The sequence below is a fragment of the Mammaliicoccus sp. J-M41 genome, assembly GCF_022385935.1.
Classification (GTDB): domain Bacteria; phylum Bacillota; class Bacilli; order Staphylococcales; family Staphylococcaceae; genus Mammaliicoccus; species Mammaliicoccus sciuri_A.
Window position 1 is genome coordinate 38018 of record NZ_JAJNIR010000017.1, and the last position, 11137, is coordinate 49154.

Annotated in this window: 12 protein-coding genes; 3 read left to right on the plus strand and 9 right to left on the minus strand. The window is 31.8% G+C overall.

The window, feature by feature from the left end; genetic code table 11:
* Positions 1-15: 15 nt before the first annotated feature.
* Positions 16-375, plus strand: a complete 360-nt coding sequence (gene mscL / locus LQ686_RS08010) for a large conductance mechanosensitive channel protein MscL (protein WP_025905918.1) — start codon at positions 16-18, stop codon at positions 373-375.
* A gap of 67 nt (positions 376-442) precedes the next feature.
* On the opposite strand, the gene LQ686_RS08015 is transcribed toward mscL, so the two are convergent.
* From LQ686_RS08015 to sbcD, 3 genes are all read right to left on the minus strand, one after another.
* The gene (locus tag LQ686_RS08015) at positions 443-1063 is read right to left on the minus strand and encodes an SCO family protein (RefSeq protein WP_103360571.1); all 621 of its coding nucleotides are present in this window, start codon (positions 1061-1063) and stop codon (positions 443-445) included.
* 95 nt (positions 1064-1158) lie between these two features.
* Entirely contained in the window at positions 1159-4182 is a 3024-nt protein-coding gene (gene sbcC, locus LQ686_RS08020; protein WP_103360572.1) for an exonuclease subunit SbcC, read from the minus strand.
* Position 4183: 1 nt separating this feature from the next.
* Entirely contained in the window at positions 4184-5311 is a 1128-nt protein-coding gene (gene sbcD, locus LQ686_RS08025; RefSeq protein WP_025905911.1) for an exonuclease subunit SbcD, read from the minus strand.
* Between the two features lie 75 nt (positions 5312-5386).
* Here sbcD and LQ686_RS08030 point away from each other — a divergent pair, with 75 nt between their 5' ends.
* Positions 5387-5893 carry a DUF2621 family protein gene (locus tag LQ686_RS08030; protein WP_025905909.1) on the plus strand — a complete coding sequence of 169 codons (507 nt, stop codon included), beginning with the start codon at positions 5387-5389 and terminating at the stop codon, positions 5891-5893.
* A gap of 20 nt (positions 5894-5913) precedes the next feature.
* Here LQ686_RS08030 and LQ686_RS08035 read toward each other — a convergent pair whose 3' ends face one another.
* The 6 genes from LQ686_RS08035 to sosA all read right to left on the minus strand — a co-directional run bounded on the left by LQ686_RS08035 (position 5914) and on the right by sosA (position 10250).
* A complete protein-coding gene (locus tag LQ686_RS08035) occupies positions 5914-6384 on the minus strand; it encodes a CcdC family protein (RefSeq protein ID WP_025905907.1) in 471 nt (156 codons plus the stop codon).
* A gap of 38 nt (positions 6385-6422) precedes the next feature.
* Positions 6423-7109, minus strand: coding sequence for a cytochrome c biogenesis CcdA family protein (locus tag LQ686_RS08040; protein ID WP_078104443.1), 687 nt, complete (start codon positions 7107-7109; stop codon positions 6423-6425).
* Positions 7110-7294: 185 nt separating this feature from the next.
* Complete coding sequence (locus LQ686_RS08045) at positions 7295-7525, minus strand: YneF family protein (RefSeq protein ID WP_025905903.1); 231 nt, start codon at positions 7523-7525, stop codon at positions 7295-7297.
* Positions 7526-7652: 127 nt separating this feature from the next.
* Positions 7653-9641 (minus strand): transketolase, encoded by a 1989-nt coding sequence (tkt, locus tag LQ686_RS08050; protein WP_049318962.1) that lies wholly within the window; start codon positions 9639-9641, stop codon positions 7653-7655.
* A gap of 85 nt (positions 9642-9726) precedes the next feature.
* Complete coding sequence (locus LQ686_RS08055) at positions 9727-9963, minus strand: DUF896 domain-containing protein (protein WP_107565979.1); 237 nt, start codon at positions 9961-9963, stop codon at positions 9727-9729.
* 77 nt (positions 9964-10040) lie between these two features.
* A complete protein-coding gene (gene sosA, locus LQ686_RS08060; protein WP_107565978.1) occupies positions 10041-10250 on the minus strand; it encodes a DNA damage-induced cell division inhibitor SosA in 210 nt (69 codons plus the stop codon).
* 144 nt (positions 10251-10394) lie between these two features.
* Here sosA and lexA point away from each other — a divergent pair, with 144 nt between their 5' ends.
* Positions 10395-11015: a transcriptional repressor LexA gene (gene lexA, locus LQ686_RS08065; RefSeq protein ID WP_025905896.1), complete on the plus strand. Its 621-nt coding sequence runs from the start codon at positions 10395-10397 to the stop codon at positions 11013-11015.
* Positions 11016-11137: the final 122 nt, after the last annotated feature.

The following is an 11137-nucleotide window of genomic DNA, read 5'->3' on the forward strand; positions in this document are numbered from 1 at the left end:
AAGGAGGTGTTTAATATGTCATTATTAAAAGAATTTAAAGACTTTGCATTGCAAGGTAACGTTTTAGATTTAGCAATCGCCGTTGTTATTGGTGCTGCCTTTAACAAAATTGTTACATCTTTAGTTGAGAACGTCATAATGCCACTTATTGGATTAATTTTTGGAGAAGTAGACTTCGCTGAAAAATGGTCATTAATGGGTATCAAGTACGGTCTATTCATCCAATCTATCATTGACTTCTTAATCGTCGCATTCGCATTATTTGTATTCATTAAAATTGCAAATACTGTTATGAAAAAAGGCGAAGAAGAAGAAGAAGTTGATGAACAAACTGTATTACTTACAGAAATCCGCGACGCTTTGCGCGAAAAGTAAGTTTTACATATTTAAAAAACCATCGATTATTGATTGTTCAATAATCGATGGTTTTTTTATATCTTTATTAATCTTCTACAGGGCCTTCTTCTACTAATGTCTTAACATCAGCTACAATTTCAGATTTAGGGAATTTTTTATCCCCAGCATCCTGTCCGCTATAAGATTTAATAATCTTTCCATTCTGATCTATTAAATAGAAACTTGTACCATGTGTCACTTGAGTACTACCTTTTGGTGGTGGCGCCACAATTGATTTAAAGTTATCTTGTGCGTATTGTTTAATAAATTTAAAATCGTAATTCGTTAATAATGTCCATTTATTATCTGGTACATTATATTGTTTAACGTAATCTTTAAGTTTTTTCGGTGTGTCATTTTCTGGATCCACACTAAAACTTAATACCCCATAATTTTTGACACCATCTTTTTCAAGTTGATCAATAACAGTACTCATATTATATGTCATTGGAGGGCATACTGTTTCACAATTCGTAAAGATAAAGTCAGCGATATACACTTTTCCTTTCATATCTTTTTGTGAAAATTTATGACCATTTTGATCAGTTACATTGAATGACTGCATTTTATTGCCAAATTGACTGTCCGGTTCAATCGCATTATTACTACATGCACTCATTATCATCATCATACTTGCAACCAATATTAGAAATATTCCCTTTTTCATCCTAACACTCCCATAACTCTGTTAGTTAAAATATATCAAATAAAAATCACAACTTAAATACATAATTTAAGCTATTTATGTCTTTGGTGTGTCATTCAATTATTCGAGAATGCCGTTGTACTTAAAAATCCATTCTTGTTTACATTTAATATGGTAGGAATTCTCGTCTTTAATTCAGATACGTGAGATATAATACCAACTAAACGACCGGACATTTGTATATTAACGAGTGTATCGAGCGCAGTTTCTAAAGTTTCAGCATCTAACGTACCAAATCCTTCATCGATAAACATCGATTCTAAATGAATGGCACCCGCTTCTTGCTGGACAACATTCGACAACCCTATTGCTAATGACAACGACGCTTGGAATGTTTCCCCACCTGATAATGACGTAATATGTCTCGTCCTATTTGAAAATCTATCAAACACCTCTATTTCCAAACCACTTAACCCTTGTGACTTTTCTTTTCTACGTACGAGTTGATAGCGATTATTCGTCATTTTAAGAAAATGTCTATTTGCATTATCTAATATATGATTTAAATAATAAATAAGCACATAATTTTCCAATGATAATTTCTGGCTATTCTTCCCATTCATAGTTCTCGATAAATCAATCATTTCTTCTTGTTCTTTAAGGTCTTGATTAATCTTATCTATCACATTAAGAATCGCTTTAGATTTTTGATCATTTTGTTCAACCTTCAATTGCAGTTGATTCAATTGTTTAACTAAATTATTCAGAGAATCTTTAGCACTTATTAATTGTTCTTCCGTATTAGCGATATCAGGCATTTCTTGATCTTTTACCTTTTTACTAAGCTCTTTAACGACCGCTTCAACTTCTATATATTTTTTATCATATTGCTGAACGCTTTCTTCTAATCGATCAATATCCTCTACTTGTAACAACAATTCATCTAACTGAGCATATGATGAAATGTCATGTTTGCTCATTTCGGTATTTAAATAGTCTTTTGTAGATTTAATTTGTTCTTTAATCATAGATAAACGTTCTTTAACCGTAGCATGTTGCATTTGTAATGTTTGCTTATCTTTTTGATAGTGTTCTTGTTGTTCGTTCAATTGTTTCATACTTTGATCAAACTTGGATAATGTTTGTTCTACCGTATTCACTCGTTCAACAAATGATGATACTTCATTATATCCCGTCTCTTTATTAAAGTACGCTAAATCATTTTCATATGTCGATACTTTATGATTTAAATCATTTAATTGCAATGTGTGTTCTGTCATTTGCTTTTCTGCATCGCTTATTTCTATTTTTAGATGTTGAATATGCTGACGATTCTCTTGATATGTTTTTAAAGTACTCACTATTTGTTCAAGTCTTTCATTCAATGATGCTATATCCTTTTGCACATCCTTAACATCACTTAGCTTGTTCAATTGTTCATTCGTTAAATTAATTCTTTCTTTATAAGTCGTAATGTGTTGATTTACTACTTGTAACTGCTGTTCAACTTCTAATTGCTTCGCTTTTTCTTGTTTTAAGCTTTCAAAATCAACATCTCCATTGATTGTTTCTATAATCGATCCACATATAGGACAATCTTCACCTTTATGAACATGCTTTTGAATTTTTAATATTTCATCTTCAACATTCAATATATCAAATGTATTTTCGGCATCGTTTTGTTGTTCGAGTGATGTTTTTTCATTTTCATATTCTACTAATTGACGATTATATGCTTGTACTTTCTCTTCCAATGCTTGTTTATCTGCATACAGTTTTTGTGTTGTTTCTAGACCTTGTAATGTTAACTTCATTGTTTCTTGTTCTTTTAATTGTGTTTGTTCATCTTGTTCATCATAAGTAATGTGTTCAAGTTTATTATGAAGTTCATCCGCTTCTTGCTTATTTTGTTCAATTGCCTTTTTTAAAGTAACTTGTTTTTCTTGTTGTTTTACGATGTCTTGTTCTGCTTCTATATATTTTTCAATATTTACTTTTATATGCTTCGTATTTTGAACAAATGCTCTATATTCTTCTATTTGTTCATGTTCTTTATGCAGATCATTTATTTGTTGTACAATTGCTTCTAATTTTCGCGCATTGTCACTTATTTGTTTTTGAAGTACTTCATCATTTTTTAATTCATTTGTATGATTAGTTTCTTTATCTTTAAGTTGGTCATATTGATATGTTAAAGACTGTACACTTTTTAAGTATTTGACTTGTTTCTTTAAATCATTTATTTCTTTTTCTTCACTTTTCAACTGATTTAATTCTGCTTCTTTAACTTTTAACGTTTCAAAGTTTGCTTTTAATGCTTTCTCCCGTTCAAAGACATTTTCAATTTCATCTACATGCTGCTGTTTTTTAGCCTTCAATTCTGCTATTTCTTTCAACTTGTCTTGTCCTACCGCTTCATACGACGTTAATGCATCTTGAATCACTTCATAACGATACCCTTCAACTTGTTTATGTTCTTGTAACGTTTCATCATCAAAATCATGCATATCATTTATATACTGTGTGATTTTTTGATAGTGACTTTCGATTAATGCGATTTCTTTCTTCATTTCTAGTTCTAATTGTTCTTGTAACGACTCAAAACGATTACTATCGAATAGTGTTCTTAATATACTTCTTTTATCTGTACTGTTTGAAACGAGAAACTGTTTGAATTCACCTTGTGGAAGAATCAATATTTGTCTAAACTGCTTAACATTCATATGTAATAATGCTTTTAAATAATCATTACTTGTATTAATGCTTTTGGTTTCTAATGACCACTTATCATTTACTTTTTTATAAACTTCAACAGTGGCATTGGTAGGGTTTTTATTACCTTCTTTAATATATTTCACAGTTCTTACGACGCTATATTGCTCATTTTTAATTTCGAATTCAAATTCTACTTTTGTAGGTAACTTAGGATCAGCAAAATGGCTTCGTAAATCAACTTCTTCACGCGATTCTGTCGATGTCTTACCAAATAAAGCATAAACCATCGCATCAAAGATCATCGTCTTTCCTGACCCTGTCTTACCACATATTAAAAACAATTGTGATTTAGATAAATGTGTAAAATCAACTTCCTCATTTATAAATGGTCCAAAATATTGCATCTTTAATAATAAAGGTCTCATCTTATTCTTGTGCCCCCTTATTTAAATCATTTTCTAACAATGCGATAATTTTCTCTCTTTTTATACCTTCTAACGGTTCTCCCGTTACATGATCGTAAAACGATTCAATAATTTCTAAATCCGTCAAAGTATGAACATCCACATCTATTTCATCATTTGCAACTTCATAATCTTGCCTAGATATTTGTAGTGTATTCGGATATATACTTCTTATCTTCATCAGTGGATCTGTCACATGGTCCATATCAGATAATTTAAAGTGAAAATAGTCTTCACGATTTTTGATGTCTAACTTTTCATGTATGACATCTTCATAGCTTGCTTGTATCACTTGAAATGCTCTTCTAGGTTCTATTGGAATAAATGACTGTTTAAAAGATTTATGACCAAAATCAAATAGTCTATACCCTTTAGCTTGGTTTGCCTCTGAAAATGAATATTGCATTGGTGTTCCAGAATAAAATATGTAATCAGACTGTATTGCAAATGGGTGATGCAAATGCCCTAATAATACAGCATCGAATATATCAAAGGTTTGCGCACTAACTGTTTCTATAGTCCCAATAGATAATGGTCTTTCAGAGTCTGTCGATTCACCACCAGCAACGAATAAATGACCTATTAAAATATTCGTTTCATCTTCATTTATAACTTCTTTCATTTTATTAACTATAAATTCAGTCGCTTCTTGATGTGTATGAATATCTTTCACTTCAAATACATGTCTAATATCAGCAGGTGTAAAGTAAGGCATCACGTATATATTGACATCATTCACTTTAATAGGTTCAAGCAACTGATTGTACCCTGTTATAATTTTTAAGCCTGTTTTTTCGAACCATCTTTCCCCGTAGTTTAAACGTTCTTTACCATCATGATTACCACTTATGGCTATTATTGGTGTGTTAAGTTCTAAATTGATTGTTGAAAGTGCATCTTCAAGAACAACCATTGCCTCTTTATTAGGATAGTGCAAGTCATATAAATCACCGCTAATCACAACAATATCTGGCTGATGTTCTTTAATTGCATCGAATAATTTTGAAAGTATATACTTTTGATCTTCTATTAAGGATTGACCATTGATGGTTTTACCAATGTGCCAATCAGCAGTATGTAAAATTTTCATTTTATAGCTCCTTTTATAATATTTATTAGACAGGTTGAAACGCTTCATTTATACTAAATCTAAGGAGTGATTTCATTGAGTAACGCATTTATATTTTTTATTATTTTATGGTGCATCGTATTTATTTCGTTACTTGCAATCGGTGGATTCTTTATGTTTCGTAAATTCTTAAAACGTATGCCTAAAGATAATGGTATGAGTGAACTTGATTGGCAAGACTACTACATTAATAAAGCTTTACCATTATGGAATGATGAAGCACGTAGTTTATTAAACGAACTCGTTTCACCTGTTCCAGAATTATTTAGGGATGTTGCGAAAGAAAAGATAGGTGGTCGTGTCTCTAAAATTGCATTAGAAGAACATGCCACAACAATCGAACTTGACCATATCATGAGAGGATATATCGTAGCAACACCAAAAAGAGATCACAAATTCATGAAGAAAAAGCTAACCGAACTTAATATAGATTATACACCATATTTAAAATTGTTCGAATTAGCTGATGATGAGAAGAATAAATTTTCTATCTTTGATCATAGAGAAGAAATTTCAAATGCAAAAACAACGCACACTCAATAATTGAGATGTGCGTTGTTTTTTTAATTTACAATTGGCATACGGTCTTTTAATTTTTTATATTTAACATACATGGCTATTCTCCAAGGTACAATCATACTAAATGCGAGTAAGAAAAACATACCTGCTAATTGACCTGGATCGATTGAATCACTTAAGAAAAATTTACCGACTGATCTAATGATTAATAACGATATTAAAATAACCGGAAATAATTTAGAACGTTTCATATAAATTTCTGATCCTTTAACTTCAAAGTTAGAAGTAAAGATAAGAAATAGAGAAAAGAACAAACCAACTAAAATTGCTTCTATAATTTCACTGCCATTTAATCTAAAGTACGGTACAACATACATTAATGCACCTGTAGCCATAAAAAAAGGCGGTAATACGATCTTTTTAGCATTCGTTGGATAATTTTGTGCTTTCATTCTAACAACAATAACTGCCAATCCCATTAAAGCTGCTATTACAAATGAAAAAAGGAAATACATATCTAAAACCCCTTATAAGTACGAAATATCAATAATATTTAATTTAAACCTAATGATTGGAAGAATATCGTGATCTCTGTTAATAAATCAAAGAACAGTAATATTCCCATAATTATCATAATTATACCACCAAACTTCATGATAGCAACATTGTACTTTTTAATAATTTGTAATTTAGTTATAAAGAATGTTAGTACGAAAAATGGAATGCTGAATCCTAATACATATAACAACATATACAGTAATGCTTGTGATGAATTAGTAGCAGCTAACGTACCGATCGCTGCAATAATCGGACCATTACAAGGTGTCCATCCTGCAGCAAATGCCATACCTATAAGAAAAGTACCTATATAACCTGTGGGTTTCGTCTTGAAATTTATTTTACGGTCTTTCATTAGAAATTGTGGTTGAAATACACCTAATATAATGAGACCAAATACAATAATAATAATGGCACCTAATTGCCTGATTAACGTTTGGTAATTAATCAACATACCAGAAATATATCCTATACCCATTCCAAGTATCATATATATAACACTAAAACCAAGCAAAAAGATAATCGTATGTAAGATTGCATTACGACTAAGTCCTTTAGTTTTGATGTCGTCATAACTCATGCCTGTTATATAAGAAATAAAAGCTGGATAAATGGGTAATACGCAAGGAGATACGAAACTTAATATGCCTGCACCAAAAGCTACAAATACTGTAATTTCCACAATGATCCCCCTCTCACTCATATTCTATTTTATCAAATAACAATTAAGTTAAAACACCTTTATTTGAACAATAAGTGAAAACTTAAACAAAATAAGAAACGAGCCTTAGACTGTTGTGTACGTCTGAGACTCGTTTAAAAATATCACGGTTATACGTTTTATTTTTACTTATGATTAATATAAGATTATTTAATTTTTTGATCCATATTCTTATTCATCATTGTCATCATTTGATTAATTTTCTTTTGAGATGGTTTTTGACCCATTTGCATCATCATCATACGTAACATTTCTTCGTTAATTGGTGGATTCTTTTTCAAGTAATCCATCATATATTTACGTGCAAGGAAGAATCCAAGTGCAAGCCCACCGATTAATGCCACGACGATTAATAATATTGCTAACCACGTTGCCATTATTTCACCCACTTTCTGTATCCTATAAAAGTTTACTAAATTCATTACATTTTATCAAGATGAAACTTAATGTTTAAAATGAAAAAGCCTCAGCCAAGTTTCTTGGATGAGGCTTTTTTAACATTCTTTAGAAGCTTAATACTTGGTTTAATACATTTTCTTTTGTAAATCCGTATTTTTCAACTACTAAGTCACCAGGCGCACTTGCACCGAATGTATCAATTGTAATGACTTTACCTTCAAGGCCAACATATTTATGCCAACCTAGAGAAGATGCCATTTCGATTGCTACACGTTTAGTGATTGATGCTGGTAATACTGATGCTTTATATTCAGCATCTTGTTGATCAAATGCATGCCAGTTAGGTAATGATACAACTTGTACACCTTTACCTTGTGCTTCGATATCTTTAGCTGCATCTACAGCTAATGAAACTTCAGAACCAGATGCGATTAATAAGTATTCAGGTTCGATTTCAGAACGATATACAACATATCCGCCTTTACGAACGCCTTCTTCTAATACTGATTCTTCAACATCTAAAGCTGTTAAGTTTTGTCTTGTTAACACTAAAGCTGTTGGTGTTGTTTCAGATTCTAAAGCTACTTTCCATGCTACTCTTGTTTCATTACCATCTGCAGGACGGATCACATTTAAGTTAGGAATCGCTCTTAATCCAGCTAATTGTTCAACTGGTTCATGTGTTGGACCATCTTCACCGACAGCAATTGAATCATGTGTGAATACAAATGTTGAAGGTACACCCATAATTGCTGAAAGTCTAACAGCTGGTTTCAAGTAGTCACTGAATACGAAGAATGTTGCACCATAAGGTTTAACACCACCGTGAACTGCCATACCGTTAACTGCAGCAGCCATACCGAATTCACGAACACCAAACCAAACATTGCGTCCTTCTGGAGTTTCGCTACTAAAGTCAGCTTCACCTTTAACATTTGATTTGTTTGAAGATGCTAAGTCAGCTGAACCACCAAAGAATGCTGGTACTGATTTACTTAATGCTTGAATCACTTCACCTGAATCCGCACGTGTTGCACTGCTATTTCCAGCTTCATAAACTGGTAATTCTTTATCATAATCAACTGGTAATTCATTAGAAATAGCTTGTTTAAATGCTTGTCCTAATTCAGGATATTCATTTGTATATGCTTCAACTAATTTTTCCCAAGCTGCTTCGTCTTCATTTGCACGTTTAAGCATTGTTTCACTGAAGATGTCATATACTTCTTGAGGTACATTAAAGCGTTTAGAAGGATCTAAACCGTATGCTTTTAATGCTAATTCACGTTCTTCTTCACCTAATGGAGCACCATGCACGCCATTAGTACCCGCTTTATTAGGCGCACCATAACCGATAACTGTTTTAACTTCGATTAATGTTGGACCTTCTAATGTTTTAGCTTCAGTAATCGCTTTATCAATAGCTTCTAAGTCATTACCGTCTTCAACTAAGATATAGCTCCAACCATATGATGTGAATCTTTCTTTAACATTTTCAGAGAATGCTTTATTCAATTCACCATCTAATGAAATATCATTAGAATCATATAAAGTGATTAATTTATCAAGGTTTAAGTGACCTGCTAATGAAGCTGCTTCATGAGAAATACCTTCCATTAAGTCACCATCACTTGCTAAAACATATGTGTAATGATCTACTACATCGTATTTATCTTTATTAAATTTACCTGCTAAGTGTTTTTCAGCCATTGCCATACCAACACTCATAGCAAAACCTTGTCCTAAAGGTCCTGTTGTAACTTCTACACCATCAGTATGTCTAAATTCTGGATGTCCAGGTGTTTTAGAATCCCATTGTCTGAAGTTCTTCACTTCTTCAAGTTCTAAACTACCTGAAACGTGTAATAAACTATATAGTAATGCAGAACCATGACCAGCAGATAAAACAAAACGGTCTCTATTAAAATAGTTCTTAGATTGTGGATTGAAATTTAAATGCTTAGTCCATAATGCATATGCCATAGGTGCAGCACCCATTGGTAAACCAGGATGTCCTGAGTTAGCTGCTTCAATAGCATCTATACTTAAAGCACGGATTGAATCTACTGCAAGTTGATCTTTTTCGTTAAACATAAATGTAGTCTCCTTTATTCTTGTAATCCCTTTTCATTATACATGAAATTTTTTCAAAAATTAATTATTATTACTTAATTTATACTTACTTTCTTATATTATTATTTTTTTGAATTTCTTTTACCTTTTCAGGTGTTACATCATTACCTTCTGGATCTATGATTTTAGTGTTCTCTATTGTATTTTTAAAATTACCGCGGAAAGCTTGTAAATACTCAGCACGTAATTTTGTTTGTTCTTTAGCTTCACTATCTGTTAAACCTTCAGATTTCTTTTTGTTCGCTAATTCATTGATTCTTTCTATTTTTGCTTTATCTAGCATAATATCCCCACTTTCTTTATACATAAAAGATACCAAAAAACACGAGTAAATCCAAATGGATTTACTCGTGTTTAAATTCAATCTATTGACCCTACTAATGTATTGGAATCAGATATATGGTTATGTTGATTATCACTTTGTTGTTTAATTTGATGATCGGTCATTTCGTACGTTTGTTCTGTATTATAAAGATCATTAGACTGAGCTAAATATAAATATCCAATTAATAGAGTCATTAAGAATACTGCGATATACACTAATACTGTCTTCTTAATTGTAATTGTCATACTCAATTCCTCCTAGAACGTTTGTTTGTATTATCATAATAACAGAACAACTGTTCGTAGTCAATAAAAATACGAACAAATGTTTGTTCAAAGGAAACGTATGTGCTATAATAAATTTAAATAATTAATTGGGAGCGTGCGACTATGAAAGAATTAACTAAACGTCAATCTGAAATATATCAATTCATCAAACATATAGTACAAACGAAAGGCTATCCGCCTAGCGTACGTGAAATTGGTTTAGCAGTCGGCTTAGCGTCAAGCTCTACAGTACATGGTCATTTATCAAGACTAGAAGAAAAGGGCTATATTAAACGTGATCCAACTAAACCACGAGCAATAGAAATTACAGAAACAGTTGGAGAGAACATTAACCAAGAGAACACCATTCACGTTCCAGTTATCGGTAAAGTTACAGCAGGTATACCTATTACAGCTGTAGAGAATGTAGAGGAATACTTCCCATTACCAGCACATTTCACATCAACACATAATAGCAATATCTTTATATTAGATGTTGTCGGTGATAGCATGATCGAAGCTGGTATACTAGACGGCGATAAAGTAATCGTACGTAGTCAATCAATCGCTGAGAATGGTGATATCATAGTTGCAATGACAGAAGATGATGAAGCTACAGTTAAACGTTTTTACAAAGAAGAAACGCGTTATAGACTTCAACCAGAGAACAGTACAATGGAACCTATTTATTTAGATAACGTTACAGTATTAGGTAAAGTTGTTGGATTGTTTAGAGAAATGTAACATAACAAAAAGGAGATGCGAACGCATCTCCTCAGACTGTGGACAAACTGAACTTAAATTTATAAGTTCAGTTTGTTTTTTTGTATAGATTAATAATTTCCACTAAAATCATGATTAAACTA